This window comes from Bacillus sp. OTU530, assembly GCF_038440375.1.
On record NZ_JASATP010000010.1, the window covers coordinates 73206 to 89448 of the forward strand.

The 16243-nt window shown below is 39.2% G+C and carries 16 protein-coding genes and 1 pseudogene; 5 read left to right on the forward strand and 12 right to left on the reverse strand.

The window, feature by feature from the left end; translation table 11 throughout:
* Positions 1-69: 69 nt before the first annotated feature.
* The 6 genes from urtA to iadA form a co-directional block, all read right to left on the reverse strand.
* Entirely contained in the window at positions 70-1323 is a 1254-nt protein-coding gene (gene urtA / locus AAHB12_RS09900) for an urea ABC transporter substrate-binding protein (protein WP_342045185.1), read from the reverse strand.
* 411 nt (positions 1324-1734) lie between these two features.
* Positions 1735-2307, reverse strand: coding sequence for an SCO family protein (locus AAHB12_RS09905; RefSeq protein WP_342045246.1), 573 nt, complete (start codon positions 2305-2307; stop codon positions 1735-1737).
* 364 nt (positions 2308-2671) lie between these two features.
* Positions 2672-2923, reverse strand: a complete 252-nt coding sequence (locus AAHB12_RS09910; RefSeq protein WP_129726514.1) for a DUF2535 family protein — start codon at positions 2921-2923, stop codon at positions 2672-2674.
* A 168-nt stretch (positions 2924-3091) separates the two neighbouring features.
* Positions 3092-3838, reverse strand: coding sequence for a twin-arginine translocase subunit TatC (tatC, locus tag AAHB12_RS09915; protein ID WP_342045186.1), 747 nt, complete (start codon positions 3836-3838; stop codon positions 3092-3094).
* 214 nt (positions 3839-4052) lie between these two features.
* Positions 4053-4232, reverse strand: coding sequence for a twin-arginine translocase TatA/TatE family subunit (locus AAHB12_RS09920; protein WP_129726516.1), 180 nt, complete (start codon positions 4230-4232; stop codon positions 4053-4055).
* A 110-nt stretch (positions 4233-4342) separates the two neighbouring features.
* Positions 4343-5518 (reverse strand): beta-aspartyl-peptidase, encoded by a 1176-nt coding sequence (gene iadA, locus AAHB12_RS09925; protein ID WP_342045187.1) that lies wholly within the window; start codon positions 5516-5518, stop codon positions 4343-4345.
* Positions 5519-5702: 184 nt separating this feature from the next.
* Here iadA and trhA point away from each other — a divergent pair, with 184 nt between their 5' ends.
* From trhA to AAHB12_RS09945, 4 genes are all read left to right on the forward strand, one after another.
* Positions 5703-6341: a PAQR family membrane homeostasis protein TrhA gene (trhA, locus tag AAHB12_RS09930; RefSeq protein ID WP_342045188.1), complete on the forward strand. Its 639-nt coding sequence runs from the start codon at positions 5703-5705 to the stop codon at positions 6339-6341.
* Positions 6342-6571: 230 nt separating this feature from the next.
* On the forward strand, positions 6572-7348 hold the full coding sequence (locus tag AAHB12_RS09935; RefSeq protein WP_342045189.1) for a DeoR/GlpR family DNA-binding transcription regulator: 777 nt from the start codon (positions 6572-6574) through the stop codon (positions 7346-7348).
* On the forward strand, positions 7345-8391 hold the full coding sequence (locus AAHB12_RS09940) for an oxidoreductase (RefSeq protein ID WP_342045190.1): 1047 nt from the start codon (positions 7345-7347) through the stop codon (positions 8389-8391). The genes AAHB12_RS09935 and AAHB12_RS09940 overlap by 4 nt, the downstream gene beginning before the upstream one ends.
* A 9-nt stretch (positions 8392-8400) precedes the next feature.
* Positions 8401-8886: a heme-degrading domain-containing protein gene (locus AAHB12_RS09945; protein ID WP_342045191.1), complete on the forward strand. Its 486-nt coding sequence runs from the start codon at positions 8401-8403 to the stop codon at positions 8884-8886.
* A 122-nt stretch (positions 8887-9008) separates the two neighbouring features.
* Here AAHB12_RS09945 and AAHB12_RS09950 read toward each other — a convergent pair whose 3' ends face one another.
* On the reverse strand, positions 9009-9725 hold the full coding sequence (locus AAHB12_RS09950; protein WP_342045192.1) for a lysophospholipid acyltransferase family protein: 717 nt from the start codon (positions 9723-9725) through the stop codon (positions 9009-9011).
* Between the two features lie 364 nt (positions 9726-10089).
* A complete protein-coding gene (locus AAHB12_RS09955) occupies positions 10090-10572 on the reverse strand; it encodes a dihydrofolate reductase (RefSeq protein ID WP_129726523.1) in 483 nt (160 codons plus the stop codon).
* Between the two features lie 396 nt (positions 10573-10968).
* Between AAHB12_RS09955 and AAHB12_RS09960 the strand changes: the two genes are divergently transcribed.
* Positions 10969-11463 carry a dihydrofolate reductase gene (locus tag AAHB12_RS09960; protein WP_342045193.1) on the forward strand — a complete coding sequence of 165 codons (495 nt, stop codon included), beginning with the start codon at positions 10969-10971 and terminating at the stop codon, positions 11461-11463.
* A 244-nt stretch (positions 11464-11707) separates the two neighbouring features.
* On the opposite strand, the gene AAHB12_RS09965 is transcribed toward AAHB12_RS09960, so the two are convergent.
* The 4 genes and pseudogenes from AAHB12_RS09965 to AAHB12_RS09975 all read right to left on the reverse strand — a co-directional run bounded on the left by AAHB12_RS09965 (position 11708) and on the right by AAHB12_RS09975 (position 16050).
* On the reverse strand, positions 11708-13078 hold the full coding sequence (locus tag AAHB12_RS09965; protein WP_342045194.1) for an MATE family efflux transporter: 1371 nt from the start codon (positions 13076-13078) through the stop codon (positions 11708-11710).
* An 11-nt stretch (positions 13079-13089) separates the two neighbouring features.
* Positions 13090-13164, reverse strand: a pseudogene (locus AAHB12_RS31730) (hypothetical protein); the annotation flags it as partial.
* A 56-nt stretch (positions 13165-13220) separates the two neighbouring features.
* Positions 13221-14213, reverse strand: a complete 993-nt coding sequence (locus AAHB12_RS09970; RefSeq protein ID WP_342045247.1) for an ROK family glucokinase — start codon at positions 14211-14213, stop codon at positions 13221-13223.
* A gap of 76 nt (positions 14214-14289) precedes the next feature.
* Positions 14290-16050, reverse strand: a complete 1761-nt coding sequence (locus AAHB12_RS09975) for an alpha-glycosidase (protein ID WP_342045248.1) — start codon at positions 16048-16050, stop codon at positions 14290-14292.
* Positions 16051-16243 lie beyond the last annotated feature (193 nt).

Genomic DNA, 16243 nt, shown 5'->3' on the forward strand with positions numbered 1-16243 from the left:
CTCCTTTTCTGTTCATAAAAAGAAGAATAAGGGAATCGTAAACTACCTTTCCCTTATTCTCTTGTTCGGTTAGTTCAAATTCTTGCCCCACGTATAGCCTTTTAAATATGGATCAGGCTGGATTGCCTTTCCAGAATTCCAAATCTCCTTAAATTGGCCATCTTTTTGAATTTCCCCGATACGAACAGTTTTCCAAGTATGCTGCGTTGCGCCATCAATTTTAACCGTTCCGCCTGGTGCTTTGAATTCAATACCATCAGCAGCAGCCTTTACCTTTTCCACATCAAATGACCCTGCTTTTTTCACTGCTTCTGCCCATAAATATACAGCAAAGTAAGCAGCTTCAATCGGATCATCCGTCACACGCTCTTGACCGTATGCCTTCTTATATGAGTCTACAAACTTTTGGTTTTCCGGTGTGTCTGTTGCTTGAAAATAGTTCCACACAGCTAAATGACCTTCCAAAACCTCCGGACCAATTCCACGGATTTCTTCTTCCGCAATACTTACCGACATTACCGTTACATCTTTAGATGTAAGTCCTGCATCCTTTAATTGTTTAAAGAAAGCAACGTTGCTATCACCATTTAATGTATTAAAAATAACATCCGGCTTTGCTTCTTTAATTTTACTAATTAGTGTGCCGTAATCTGTATGACCTAGCGGCGTATATTCTTCCCCTAATAACGTTCCTCCCTCTGCCTTTAACTGCGCTTTAATAATTTTATTGGCAGTGCGCGGAAATACGTAATCAGAGCCAATTAAGAAAAACTTCTTTCCTTTATTCTGCAAAAGCCACGATACAGCTGGTACAATTTGTTGATTTGTTGTTGCACCTGTATAGAAAATATTCGGGGAAGATTCCATACCTTCATATTGCACGGGATACCAAAGCAAACCTTTGTTTTGTTCTACTACCGGCAGCATCGCCTTACGGCTCGCAGATGTCCATCCCCCAAAAATGGTGGCTACTTGATCCTTTTGCAACAACTTCTTCGCCTTTTCAGCAAATGTCGGCCAGTCAGAAGCTCCATCTTCAACAACAGGCTCAATCTTTTTACCAAGTACACCGCCTGCGTCATTAATTTCTTTAATAGCCATAAGCTCTGCATCGCGCAAGGATACCTCACTAAGCGCCATTGTTCCACTCAATGAATGAAGCACACCAACTTTTACTGTATCTCCTGTACTCGTTTCTTTTTTCTCTTCTTGATCAACTGCTGTAGATGCAGCACATCCGCTCAGCGCGAAAGTTGCTGCTGTTGCTGCTGCAACAACTATTTTCTTTGACCATCCTTTTTGAAACAACTTCCCAAATCCCATACAAACACCCCTTATCAGATTCTAATTACATATGATATAATCAGAACCAAGCATAGAACTCGACAATTTATGCTGGTTCTGGAAAGACTTTCTCACGGCAATGAGAAAGTCTTTCTTTTTTCACAAACACCTCCTGTAATAAAATCTAACATAAAATGTTAGATTATGTAACATTTTCGATATTTTCATTATACATATTTTTTTGGTAAGTACAACTATATTTTGGTAAATTTTCTGCTATTTCTGATTGAAAGCGATAACATTATAAGTTTCACTTTGCTAAACATTCGTCTTTTTTCGCTTCTTCGCTAAAAAAAGAGAGGCCCTTCTATAAAAAAGGCCTCTTCAGTCAATCTTTTTGTTATATTTTCTTACATACATTATAAATTTCTACTTAACGCATACGATAACTTATCGTAACAATCTTTTTATATCCCGAATGATATCCTCATACGGGGTATTCGATACACCGCTATATTTCTTCATAACCTTTCCATTTTGATCAACCAAATAAAAAGACGTGCCATGTACAACTTGATCTGTTGAATCTGGCTTATCGACAAGCGTTTGAAAACTTTCCTTTGCAAACTGTTCGATCTCTTCTTGTGAATAACCTGTCAAAAGTGCCCAATTGTTTGTATCTGTTGTATATTTTTGTATGTATGTCTTCAAAACATCAGGTTTGTCTACAGTCGGATCAACGCTAAAAGAAACAAATTGCACGTCCAACTTTTCTTCCTTCGCCATTTTTTGCAGACGCGCCATATTGGCAGTCATCGGTGGACAGACCGTCGTACAATTCGTAAACATAAAATCAGCAACCCATACCTTCCCTTTTAAATCTTTTAAACCATAGGACTCCCCATTTTGATTTATGTATTGAAAATCTGCAATATCCCAATTTAACGCCTTAGGGATTTTCGATCCTGTACTACAGCCAGCCAGTATCATCAAACAAAGAAATATTATGGCTGCAAATCTCATGTGAGTTATTTTTATCATACATAAGCCCCTTTCCATACCATCCTTTTTATTGTAACAAAAGGACGTGAAAAGAAAAACGGTATCACCCATTTTATTCACGAAACAGACAAACTTATGTAATTGCCTCAAGTAAAATATAAGAAAAAAGCTACTATTATGTATAACAGATAAAACCTCCTGAACATTCTATATATAAAGACGTTTAGGAGGTTTTATCATGAATTATGTACAAACACGCCTTTGCATCAGCTGCGCTGCTTTACTAACACTTACTATATCTTATTTCCTTCAGTAGCCCAATTTTCTATCTCTGCAATGGTGCGAAAAAAAGCGGATGCTGCCCCCGCTCTTTTTACACTTGCTGCTATGCATTTTTTTCGAGCGAATTAATCTCATATACTTTGGAGTAATCAGTCCAAGGGAGACAATTACGTAAATATTCCCGGAATGAGTAAGAAAATCTCGGACTACTATGCTTTTGAATTTTGGAGACCAATAATTGAAGACGTGACTGCATTTGGAATGTTAAAGGATGTTGGACTTCTAGCACGGGGATATCAACAATCTTGATGCAATTTCCAGACGAATGAGTGAAATAAAAGCTTTTTGTTATCACAAATATCAATCCTTCTTTTGGAATTTATTTTTAGTATAAATGAATAGATCTAAAAAGTTTGTCTAAATTTCAGGAAAATCATGAATTTTCTTTAAATTTTTATGCAACTTCTTTCTTTTTATTGTATACGCTTTCATAAATATTATAACCAAAAAAGGAAAAAAGTGCCTACTCATATGAGACACTTTCTCCCGGGTGTTCCATCTCTCGCTTTAACCTGCGTTTGTATACAAACTTAGAGACAGAGATACTGATTTCATAAATAAATAACAACGGGATCGCTACAGAGAAATCTGAAACAAAATCCGGCGGTGTAATACTAACCGCAATCACTATTAAAACAAAATAAGCATACTTCCTCACCTTTTGAAGGGCAATCGGATTTAATAAACCAATGCTTGTTAAAAACATGGCAATAACCGGCAATTCGAACAGAACCGCAAACGGCAGTGTCATATTTAAAACAAATTCAAAATACTTTTCTGTTGTAAACATTGATTGAAACATTTCTTTTCCAAGATTCACCAAGAACTGCAGCACAAACGGTAAAATAACAAAATACCCAAAGCAAAGTCCACCTGCAAATAATAAAAATAATGCGGGCACATATAAAAGCGTCGCCCGCCGCTCATTCGGAGATAATGCAGGCTTCACGAACAGCCAAAGTTGCAAAGCTGCAAAAGGAATTGTACATACAATAGAGAAAACGCTGGCAATGATAAAATAAATCCATAAAATATCACTAGGTCCGAGCACGGTAAGCTTCATCGGCAAATCCTTGACAATGAACGTATAAATCTCCTTTGTATACATAAAGCCGACCGTTAAAAAGATAAAAAAGAATATCATTGTAATGATAATACGCTTGCGCAGTTCACTTAAATGGTCTACCACGCTCATCTCTTGATCGTTCATTCTTTCACCACATTTCCCATTCCCTGGCTCATATAAAGAAAACTCGCCGACTGGCGAGCCCTGCTTTTGGGCGAAAACAGAGGCGTAGCCCTGCTTATACTGTATTCCTAAAATTTCCGACTACGCCGAATTCACTTCTAGCTGGAAATTTATACTTTCCTACCGTGTAAAAAAGATGCAAGAGAATTGTCACCTTACATCTTTTATATAGCTTTTATTTTTTGTCTTTGCTGTCCCCATCTAGCACATCATCACGCAAATCCTTTGTCGATTTCTTAAACTCCTTTAACGTTTCACCGAATGCGCGCCCAATCTCCGGAAGCTTTTTCGGACCAAATACAACAAGAGCAATAAGTAAAATTAAAATCAATCCTGGAAATCCAATATTCGGCATATTTTATCCCCCTTAGCATGGCATGCTACTGCTACTTATATTGTGACAAAAAAAGGGAGAACCGTCAATGACAAGCATTGCTTTGACACAAATATGTGCTAAATTTACCATTAGCGTTCAAACGTTCCTTTCACAACAGGAGTACCTCCCTCTACCATCAATCTCCCCCTCGCAAAGACGGAGTCAATTTGCAGCGTGTGTTTGTCGAGCAGCACAATGTCAGCATCCTTTCCTTCCTTTACATACCCTTTATCCGGTAGCCTTAACACATGGGATGTGTTAGAAGTAATAACCTGCAATGCTGTTTCAAGGGAAACCCCTTCCTGTAACACTGCATCACGCACTTCTTGGAAAAGGGAAGAGACACTTCCCACCTGCAGCCCAAGAAATTCTCCATCACTACTAAACGCAGGCAAGCTTGCTTGTCCGTCCGAAGAAAATGTAATGCAGCCAATCGGCACACCTCTCTCTAACATCATTCGCAGACCACGCGAGCATTTCACTTCCCCTTCCTCCAAAAACCGCGGAATGGTACTCGTTGTAAAATCCACATAACCGCCTTTCTTTGCATAGTGAATTCCCGCTTCAAATAACTCAGCATTACGATTTATATGAGTTGGATGAAACTGCCGGATTGGAATATCTGTTTGATCGACAATCTCTTCGAGCAACCGCAGCTGCGCCATGCCATCCCCAACATGAACCTCCACTACGCCGGCCTTACCTGATAAAATGCCGCCATTTCTCGCTGCTGCCGCTACCTTTGCCAGCTCTTCAAATGTAGGTTGTGAAGAACGATGATCTGAAATTGCAATCTCCCCAATCCCAATAATTTTATCAATTAAAATAATATCATCCTGAATACGATTCGTTAGCGTTTGCACGGGCAGGTGATACGAGCCGGTATGAATATAGCAAGTAATGCCTTCCTCCTCAAGTGCACGTGCCTTTGCCAGCAAGCTTTCCATCCGTCTTGTTGTTCCGTCTGTACCGAGCAACCCAACTATCGTTGTAACACCCGAAGTCGTTGCATCCGTTAACTGCAGCTCCGGTGTGCGCGTCTTAAAACCGCCTTCACCTCCGCCGCCGATAATATGAACATGCGGATCAATAAATCCAGGAACAATATATGTATCTGAAGCATCTATTACCCGCACATCCACAAAGTTAGCGGGAACTTCAATCCTATCCTGTATATACCCAATTTTGCTACCGACAAGCAAAATATCTTTTCTTCCTATATAATGTGGAGCGTATACTTCGCCGTTTTGAAGCAATGTTAACACAATGACCACTCTTCCTTCTGCAGCAATATGTCTCACGGAAAACAAATGATTTTGAAATCGGACGTATGGCAGTTTTCCATTTGCTTGATATATGATATGGTAGAATTAATGTTTTTTCAAGAACGAGGCAAAAAAACACTACATCTACTCATTCCCAGCCTCGCGTTCGAAAGGAAGGATACAGATGGCAACTACACACACATTTTCTAAAGGAGAGGAAATTGCAAATTCAATTACCCATGGAATTGGGGCGCTGCTAAGCATCGCAGCCCTCGTCTTGCTCATTGTATTCTCCGCCTTGCACGGTACAGCCTGGCATGTTGTAAGCTTCACCTTATTCGGAAGCACCATGGTTATTTTATACTTATCGTCTACACTCGTCCATGCTCTTCCACATGGAAAAGCGAAGGATGTATTCGAAATACTTGACCACTCCTCCATTTATTTTTTCATTGCTGGCACATACACACCATTTTTATTCATCGCAGTAAAGGGATGGCTCGGCTGGACATTATTCGGGATTGTCTGGGGACTTGCTGTTGCTGGAACGGTTTTCAAATCTTTTTTTGTAAAGAAATTCCTTCACATTTCCACTTTACTATATGTAATAATGGGATGGCTTATTGTCTTTGCCTGGAAGCCCCTCGTGCAGGGTGTTCCGCATAACGGAGTGGTTCTGCTTGTGATTGGAGGCATTTTATATACGGTAGGCGCCATATTTTATGTTTGGCGCGGCTTTAAATTTCATCATGCCATTTGGCACGTATTTGTTATTGCTGGCACGACGATGCACTTTTTTTCTGTTTTGTTGTACTTGTTATAAAAAATACTTCTGTCTAAAAACTCTTTTATTATAAAGTGAACCCACAGAGCAACGAAGATATTCTCTGTGGGTTTTTCATGTTGACTTCGTCTTCTTCCTCAAGTCTCTTCCAATTCAAAACCAAGCAAAAAACTTAAAATATTATAAAATATAAGTTTTTTACTTGATTATTACTTAAAAAAAGCTTACCTTTAATACAATGTTATCTATTGGAAAATAGAGGTGAATACATGTCCCAGAAAAAACGCATCGAACAGATTAAAGAATTGCTTCATACCCATAATGAAATTAGCCTTGAGGACATTATGGAGAAATTTCAGGTCTCGCGTGATACCGCAAGAAGGGACTTAGTGAAACTTGAGGAGGATGGGGATATTGTAAGAGTAAAAAGAGGTGCTATTCTCTCCTCAAAACATTCTCACGTACCTCGTTATCAGGAGAGAAATATCTCTCAAGAAAAAGAACATATTGCCCAAACAGCTTGTTCATTGATTCATGATGGAGATACTATCCTCTTCGATACCTCCACCACTGTAGAGCTTGCTGCCCGTTATATGAGAGGCAAGGATATAACAGCTATTACTAATTCAATCGATATTGTTACAAGCTTAAGCGATCGTCCCGACATTACCGTTTATATGGTCGGAGGAAAATTCAATCCCTATCATCGGAATTTTATTGGTTTGCACACCGTTGAAGAGCTGGCAAAATATCAAGCTCATACATTATTTATTGGAGCATGCGGCCTCGGAACAGGCGGTCTCACCGCCCCTGACGAAAGCGAAGCCTATGTAAAAAAAGGCATGATCCGGGCGTCCCAACGGGTAATAGTGCTTACTGAATCTACAAAATTTCAAAAAACGTTTCTGCATAAGGTATGCGGACTAGAAGAGATTGATATTATCATAACGGATCGAGTTCCTCCTCCAGAAATAGAGCAGCAGCTGCACAATTATAATATCGAATTAATTGTAACAAACAAAAACATGAGGAGTGATTACCAATGAATACAATGAGAGTCGGCTTAATCGGATACGGCTTCTCTGGAGAGACCTTTCATGCCCCTCTTCTGCAAGCATTAACGGAATATGAGATCGTCAAAGTTATGTCCCGGAATCCTCAAAAGGTTGCGCAAACTTTAGGAGCCGTACAGGTCGTTGAAACGATAGAAGATGTGCTAAAAGACGAGACTATCGAACTAGTTATCATTACAACACCAAATACGCTTCATTATGAAATGGCGAAACAAAGCTTACTAGCTGGGAAACATGTTGTCATTGAAAAACCAATGGTCATAGATCCCGAAGAAGCGGAAGAGCTGATTCAATTAGCAAACGAACAGCAGCTTATGTTAAGTGTATATCAGAACCGACGATGGGATAATGACTTCTTAACCATTAAACGTTTAATTGCAGAGGATACGCTCGGAAAGGTTAATACGTACGAGGCTCACTTTGATCGCTTCCGCCCTCACGTACAAGATCGCTGGAGAGAGCAAGCAGTCAAAGGGGCTGGGATACTGTATGACTTAGGTTCCCACTTAATTGATCAAGCGCTGCACCTATTTGGCAAACCGCAATTTGTACTAGCTGACGTAGTTGCACAAAGGGACGGCGCAAAAACAGATGATTACTTCCACATCATTATGGGTTATGGCAAACTACGGGTTATTTTACACTGCGGTTCAATTGTCGCAGGCCAAGGACCAAAGTTTACATTACATGGCAGCAAAGGCAGCTTTATTAAATACGGAATTGACGGACAAGAAGATGCATTAAAAGCGGGGAAAATTCCAACAGCTGATGATTGGGGCGAGGACAATCCTGAATGTTATGGTACATTAATACTCCACGAGGATGAGCAAGAGGTCGTAACCAAAGTGAAAACGCTGCCTGGTTCCTACACATCCTATTATAAACAAGTATTTGAACATATTCGTTACGGACAGCCTTGCCCAGTTCGTGCAGAGGAAGGTTTACAAACCATTCAAATGATTCATGCCGCACTTAAGAGCAGCGCCGAAAAACAAGCTGTCTTCATTGACAAGTAAGGAGAAAAAATGGAGATTCATTCAATCGAAAACAAATTAGCACTGATCCAAGCTCAAGAAAAAGAATTGCAGTTCACGACATTTACTAATGATACAGCTTTACAGTTAGGGTTATTCATTATCGAATTAGCTAAAAAAGAAGGAAAGAGTATCGCAGTTGCTATTACAAGAGGAGGACAACAGCTTTTTTATCATGCGATGAACGGAACAAGCCCTGATCAAGAGCATTGGATCAAACGAAAATCTAGAGTTGTCGAAAGGCATTATCATAGCTCCTATTTCATGAGGCTTTATAATGAGTCTAAAAATCGCTCATACTTTGAAACGTATTCTGTTAATCCAGAGGAATATGCTGTTCATGGCGGATCCTTTCCACTGACGATTAAACATGTCGGGGTGATTGGTACAATCACAGTGTCTGGGCTATCTCAGGAGGAAGATCACCAATTGATTGTGACTGGAATCCGAATGTTACTTGAGCAAGAAAATAAGTAAAAAAAGAGAAAGCTGTCTCCAAAAGATTGCTACACGTAATCTTTTGGAGACAGCTTCGTTTTTTACACTGTAAGAAAGCATAACTTTTCAGGATGATGTGTAGCTCTCAAGGCCCGCTTTTTTTACGATAATTTAGATTGAATAATATTTTGTGTATAACGAGCAAGTTCTTTTAAATCCATATCGCGGTACTCTTCCTCATAAATCGGCTCAGAAATCGTAAGTGTAACACGAGAAGGACGAATTCTATTCCCATTTCCCTCTAAAATATTATGCGTTCCCTCAATCGTAACTGGTAAAATCGGAACACCAGACTTTGTTGCAAGATGAAAACTGCCTGTTTTAAACTCTCCCATTTCACCACTTTTGCTGCGAGTACCCTCTGGAAACACAACAAGTGAATGACCTGCTTTTAAAGTCTCGATACCATCTTTAATTGCCTGCAGTGATTGACGTCGATCGCTTCGATCCATAAATACACTATTCATGAGTTCCATCCAGTGTGCTGCAATCGGAATCTTCTTCATTTCTACCTTCGAAATAAAGCCGATTGGCTTGGTTAAATATCCCATTAATACAGGGATATCAAAGTTGCTTTGATGATTGGCAACCACAAGAACAGCTCGGTCTTGCGGTATATGCTCTAAGCCTTTTACTTCCACTTTAGAACCAGTGACACGCACCATCCGCTTACCAAACCAGTCAGGCGTTTTATGTACAAGCCGATCCTTTTCTTCAGGCGGAATCGTTTCTGCCAGCTTTTGCATGGGAAGTAATCTTGGCGCGGTCCGAAGAACAAGAATGAAAATATATACAGCAGAAAAAATAGTACGAATCATAAAAGACCCCCATCTAAAATACATTCGTATCCATTATACAGGACGAGCAGAAGAAAAAGAAGAAGAGAAACAGAAAATGAGAGAAGAGAGAAGGTAAAAACGGTTTAAAGAAAACTCGCCGATTGGCGAGCCCTGCCTTTGGGCGAGGACAGAGGCGTAGCCCTACTTATACTGTATTCCTAAAATTTCTCACTACGTCGAATTGTCTTCCAGCTAGAAATTTATACTTTCTTAAAGTGTAAAGAAAAAAATGTCTTTCCTGCAGGTTTTTGCTTAGTCTTTTTCACGGAAACTAGAGCACTTCTGCATAGATAGAGGTCCACCTTATGAGCAGACCTCCACCAAATCACATTGCTCCCAGCCATTATTGCCTTTCATACACAACAAAGCGGTAGTGATAAGGATTTTTTTCATCTGTTATTCCTGGTTCCTCCGAAATAATTCTCCACTCATTATCATTTATATTTGGAAAATAGGTGTCTCCTTCAAATTCCTCATCAATATATGTAACATATAGCCGGTCCATCATCGGCAGCACCTCTTTGAAAATTTCTGCCCCCCCAATGACAAATACTTCTTCAATACCATCGCCCACTTTATAGATGTCCTCAATAGAAGACAACACCTCACAGCCTGGCTGCTTATATTGCTCATTTCTTGTCACGATGATGTTTCTTCTTCCTGGAAGCGGCTTTCCTATCGCTTCAAATGTCTTTCGCCCCATGATAATTGGATGCCCCATTGTTACCTTTTTAAAATACGCCAAATCTGCAGGAAGCCGCCAAGGTAAATCATTATCTTTACCGATTAATCTATTTTTGTCCATTGCGACAAGACCGGAAAGCATACTAAATTTCCTCCCTTAAATATAAGTTTTAAAGTATGTAAAGCAGAATCAAAGAATTAACATTTCTAACCATAAAGAGCACTTTTACTCTTTCCAATAAAATCAACTCATGTTTCTTGTTACACATATTAACACCATCTAATATTATTCTCCAGACAGTACAATTTAATTAAATTAAGTCATTCTATTTACTGGCCCTATTCCCCCAAATCCAAGCCTCCGAACGATTAACATTCCCTTATTAATACGTATACCATTTTAGTAGCATGTGATAAGATACAGGGAGCATCTTCAACGTATATTCAATAGATTTTCTAAGAATCATTGGATAAAAATACAATCAACAAATCCCACTACAACAAGTACAGCTTATAATCTAGAAAGGGGCCATGACATATGTTTTCATTAATTGTTGCAATGGATCAAAATGGAGTTATAGGAAAAGACAATAATTTACCTTGGCATTTGCCTAACGATTTAAAACGAGTTAAGGAATTAACAACTAATAATGTTATTATTCTAGGCAGAAAAAACTTTGAATCTATCGGAAAGCCTTTACCTAACCGTTTAAACGTAGTATTAACGAGAGATAAGAATTTACAGATAGATGGTTGCCAAGTAAACCACTCTTTGGAAGAAGTAATTTCAGAATTCAAAGATGATCCTAGGGAGATTTTTATATTTGGTGGAACAGAAATTTATCAACTGTTTCTTCCTTACGTTCATAAAATGTACATAACACAAATTCACCATACATTTGACGGAGATACGTATTTCCCCTCTTTCAACAAAGCAGAGTGGACGACCGTTTCTGAAAAGGAAGGACAGGTAGATGAAAGAAATATCTACCAACATACCTTTTATGTACTTCATAGAAATTCATTGAGTTAACAGCTAAAGACGATTCTTTAGCTGTTTTTTATATCTCAGCACTAAACAATCGCTCAACCGTACATATATAAAAATTAACAAATAGGTATATATCTCTCTTTTCTACAAAAACAGTTTACATATTTCCTCTTATTAGCTTCTAACTTTACTCAACCGGGCATTTGAATTGTTAAATTACAAAAAGAAAAACGATGTAGTGTTCACTAAAGTGTCTTCCATCGTTTCCTGTTGTTAAATAGGTAACTCAATGAGTTACCTTCGCACTAGAACTAGAACCTATAAACCTCATATTTACCCATACCCTTGAACGCCATCTCCACAGCATGAGGATCCCTCGTAACCACTCGTCTACAATGAAAGCAATCCAAATTCCGATAAGCCCCATATTGAAATGAATTGTTAATAGATAAGCGGTTGGTACTGCCACCCCCCACATCGAAAGAATTCCCATATAAACAGGGAATTTAACATCTCCTGCAGCACGCAGCGCATTAATCACAACGAGATTGAATGAGCGTCCCGGTTCTAAAATAATGGTTAATAAAATTAGAGTGCTCCCTAAACTAATGATTTCTGGATTTTCAGTAAAAATGCCAAGCAATTCTCTTGAAAACACAGAAAATATGATGGCCATGACGGTCGAGACAACCATGGCACTTCGTAAGCTTTTTAAACAGCGAGCATATGCTTTCTCCTGTTTACCTGCACCGACAAGATAACTGATTAAAATTTGCGTACCTTGTCCGATTGCAACTCCAAACAAAAGCAGAAACATCATTAAATTTTGAGTATACACTTTTATTGTAATTGCTGTTGTACCTAAAGTTGTAACAAAAACAGTAAGCATCATTTGTGATGTGTTGTAAGCAATATGCTCTCCGGCCGTAGGAACACCAATTTTAAGTAGTTTTGATGTATGTTCCTTAGTCAATGTACGTATTTGTTTGAATGGAAGCCCTTGAGGAATTCGCTTTATTAATAATATAAAAATGATGATGAGACCTACTAAACGACTCACAACGGTAGAAATTGCAGCACCTTTCACACCCAATTCAGGAAATCCCATGATGCCGAATATCAATAGATAGTTTCCGATTATATGCAATACGTTAATACCAATTGTTACATACATGGCATCCTTGGTAAAACTATAGCTTTTTAGGCTTGCTCCAATCGTCATCGACAAAGCCTGCATAAAAGAAAAACCGCCAACAATCTGCAAGTATACTAAAGCATTATCCATCAATTCAGCTGGAAGCTTCATTGCTTTTAAGAACAATTCGCCAAATAGCAATAAAGCTCCACTTAGGATCACACTAAAGATAAAATTAACCCCAATTGAGACCACAACAATTTCAGCTGCTGTTTTATTTTGCTTTCCCCCTAAATGTTGCGCGACGATAATAGCTGTTCCCGTCGCAACAAAGCCAAACATAACAATGACAAGCTGGAGAATCTGATTTGACACACCAACAGCCGCTACGGCGTTATCATTATATTGGCTTAGCATGAGTGTATCTGCATTCCCCATTACCATGTGCAAAAGGAGTTCGATGAAAATTGGCCAAGTAAGAGCGAATAAAGTCAATTTTTTTTCATCTTTCGATTGTCCCATGATTTAAACCTTTCCCTTAATTGGATTAATTTCTCAATACTTTCACTTGCTGGACCAATCGTACATACAATTTTTGTTTTACGCATAACATACCTCCACTTATTTCTAGGAACGTTCCCGCTGATATGACAATGTTCTTTGCTTATAAGTTCAATACTTGTAACTCGTTCATTAGTTTTTCCTTCGCTAGCCAGGCACCACCAACTACACCCGCATCATTGCCTAATGTTGCGATAACTAACTCCGCTCCCTGGGCTACCCTTGGAAAAGCGAATTGAGAAAACTGTTCTTTCAAAGGTGTCAGTAACGCGTGACCAGCTTTCGAAACACCACCGCCAATTACAATTTTTTCAGGATTCAAGCCATTCGCTAAATTTGCTATAGCTACTCCTAAATAAAACGTAACTTGATCAATGACTTGTTTCGCTATTTCATCTCCTTCTTTTACTGCATCAAAAACTAATTTAGATGTTACTGTTTGATGTGTATCATAGTGATCTCTTAATTTACTAATCCTATTAGCAGAAGCTAGTTCCTCTAATGCTAGACGGGTAATTCCGGTTGCTGATGCTACTGTTTCTAAGCATCCCGTTTTTCCGCAATTACAAGGTGAGCCGTCTTTAGGAACAGATGTAATATGGCCGATTTCACCACCTGCTCCATTTGCACCGCGCACAATCTCACCGTTGACGATAATCCCGCCACCAACACCAGTTCCTAGTGTTACACATATTAAGTTTTTTGCGCCTTTGCCGGCACCTTTCCACATTTCCCCGATTGCTGCAATATTTGCATCATTGTCTACCACAACAGGTAAAGACGTTTCCCGCTCAAGGATGTTTTGTAACGGGAAGTTCTCCCACCCCAAGTTAATTGCAATCTCAATAGAACCATCTTGTTCGTTAACAGGGCCCGGCGCTCCGATACCAATACCAATCAACTTGCTTTTTGTTTGATTTAATTCATTCAACTTTTTATCAATTGATCTTGCAATATCTACGGGAATATAGCGACCTCTTTTTCTTTTATCCGTGCCTATTTCCCAACTGTAGATAATATCACCCATCAAGTTGATAAACGCCATTTTAATCGAGGTACCGCCTACATCAACACCTACTAACCATCTGTCGCCCATCATCATCCTCCTTCTCCCACCATAAATTTGCAAGTATCTTCAATACTTGCTAATTTACATTCCTACTCTATCGGCATTAAAATTCCAATACGACAAATCCATGAGCTGCAAGGACTAAATCCACATGTTCCACTCCATATGAAACCTCTTCACCTGTCAGTAAGTTCGTAATCTTTTTGCCTTTTAAGTTAAACGGTACATCCACTGTAATTTCTTTATCAGAGTTATTGAATACAAATAGCACTGTCTGCTCTTCAAATGTTTTTGTATACATGACATGGTTCGTTTCATTGCTTGCCGTAACAAATTGAAATGTACCGTAGTTGCTGAATGCGGAGTTTTCTTTGCGTAAACGAATTAATTGAGCAACAAAATGAAACATATCTTTGTCTTGCTCTTCCTCATCCCAAATCATACACTTACGGCAGCCGGGGTCCATTTCCCCTGACATACTAATTTCATCTCCATAGTAAATACAAGGTGTGCCCGGAGACGAAAACAGGAAAGTAAATAGTTGCTTTACCTTTTCCTTATTATCCTTGCACACCGTTAAAATACGTGGTGTATCATGACTCCCTAATAAATTGAAGGCTACTTCTGTTGCGTTTTCTGGATACATAAGAAGTGCCTCCGTTGTCTTGTTTGCGAATTCTTCTGCTTGAATTGTATCTTGAGCAAAGAATTGAATAGCTGCGTTTGAATACGGGTAGTTCATCACTGCATCGAATTGATCACCTTGCAGCCACGGCATGGAATCGTGCCAAATTTCACCGAGAATATACACATCTGACTTAATAGCCTTCACTTCTTTACGGAATGCACGCCAGAAATCATGCCCTACTTCGTTTGCTACGTCTAAGCGCCAGCCGTCAATGTCAAACTCTCGTACCCAGTAGCGGCCTACCTCTAATAAATATTCCCGCACTTCTGGATGAGAGGTATTTAGTTTAGGCATCATATGAGTAAATGCGAATGTATCGTAGTTAGGTACAGGTTCTGTTTGTACTGGAAAGTCCCAAATGTAGAACCAGTCTTTGTATTTAGATGATTCACCTCTTTCTAATACGTCCTGAAATTGTGCAAAATAGAAACCGCTATGGTTGAATACGGCGTCCAGCATCACCTTTATTCCATTTTCATGACAAACTTGTACAAGACGTTTAAATGTTTCCTTGTCGCCGAATTGCGGGTCGATTTCCATATAGTCCACCGTGTCGTACTTATGGTTTGTCGTTGCTTTGAAAATCGGTGTGAAGTAGATGCCTGTGATGCCTAATTGCACAAGATAATCAATGTTTTGAATGACGCCTTCAAAGTCACCGCCGAAGAAGTTTGTCGGTGTCGGCTCCTCGCTACCCCATGGCAATGCACTTTTAGGATTGATGGAAGGGTCACCGCTGCCGAAGCGCTCTGGGAAAATTTGATACCACACTGTGTCGCGCACCCAAGCAGGTGGATTGAATACATCTTCTGCATTTAAATACGGGAAGCAAAAATAAGGAGCATTATCCTTAGTAATAATTTCATCAAAGAATCCTTTTTCTGTATAAACAATTATTTCTTCGTTGCTTTTTACTTCAAAGCCGTAACGCAAACGGCGAAAATCCGGTTGAATCGCAACAAACCAATAATCGAACAACTCTGTAGTTGCTATTTTATTCATCGTGCTTGTTTCGTATTGCCAAACACCTTCCTTCCAGATATACGGATCACCATGAATGAGAGTTACGTTCTCTATATCATTTTTCTTTGTACGCAGACGAACGTGCAATGTTTTTGTATCATAAGCATATGCAAAGTTGTTTTTTGGACGGTGATATATCGCTTCACGAGTAATCAAAATTACTCCTCCTTTGATAAGTGAAATGACTTACTATCCGATTTTCTTCTCACATTCAGATATTCTTCAGTCAATCTTTCCATGTTTTTTTCAATATACCCGACTCCTTCTTCTGTTTTTTTCACATACCTCACATCAAACCGCCCCGCAACAGGGTGCGGGACGGCTTGATTTCCTTCTTCTTTGCTTT

Coding starts and splice junctions, on each gene's coding strand:
- urtA (WP_342045185.1), bottom strand. CDS start 1,323: ATGGGATTTGGGAAGTTGTTTCAAAAAGGATGGTCAAAGAAAATAGTT.
- AAHB12_RS09905 (WP_342045246.1), bottom strand. CDS start 2,307: ATGAGATTTGCAGCCATAATATTTCTTTGTTTGATGATACTGGCTGGC.
- tatC (WP_342045186.1), bottom strand. CDS start 3,838: ATGAACGATCAAGAGATGAGCGTGGTAGACCATTTAAGTGAACTGCGC.
- AAHB12_RS09920 (WP_129726516.1), bottom strand. CDS start 4,232: ATGCCGAATATTGGATTTCCAGGATTGATTTTAATTTTACTTATTGCT.
- trhA (WP_342045188.1), top strand. CDS start 5,703: ATGGCAACTACACACACATTTTCTAAAGGAGAGGAAATTGCAAATTCA.
- AAHB12_RS09935 (WP_342045189.1), top strand. CDS start 6,572: ATGTCCCAGAAAAAACGCATCGAACAGATTAAAGAATTGCTTCATACC.
- AAHB12_RS09940 (WP_342045190.1), top strand. CDS start 7,345: ATGAATACAATGAGAGTCGGCTTAATCGGATACGGCTTCTCTGGAGAG.
- AAHB12_RS09945 (WP_342045191.1), top strand. CDS start 8,401: ATGGAGATTCATTCAATCGAAAACAAATTAGCACTGATCCAAGCTCAA.
- AAHB12_RS09950 (WP_342045192.1), bottom strand. CDS start 9,725: ATGATTCGTACTATTTTTTCTGCTGTATATATTTTCATTCTTGTTCTT.
- AAHB12_RS09955 (WP_129726523.1), bottom strand. CDS start 10,572: ATGCTTTCCGGTCTTGTCGCAATGGACAAAAATAGATTAATCGGTAAA.
- AAHB12_RS09960 (WP_342045193.1), top strand. CDS start 10,969: ATGTTTTCATTAATTGTTGCAATGGATCAAAATGGAGTTATAGGAAAA.
- AAHB12_RS09965 (WP_342045194.1), bottom strand. CDS start 13,078: ATGGGACAATCGAAAGATGAAAAAAAATTGACTTTATTCGCTCTTACT.
- AAHB12_RS09970 (WP_342045247.1), bottom strand. CDS start 14,213: ATGGGCGACAGATGGTTAGTAGGTGTTGATGTAGGCGGTACCTCGATT.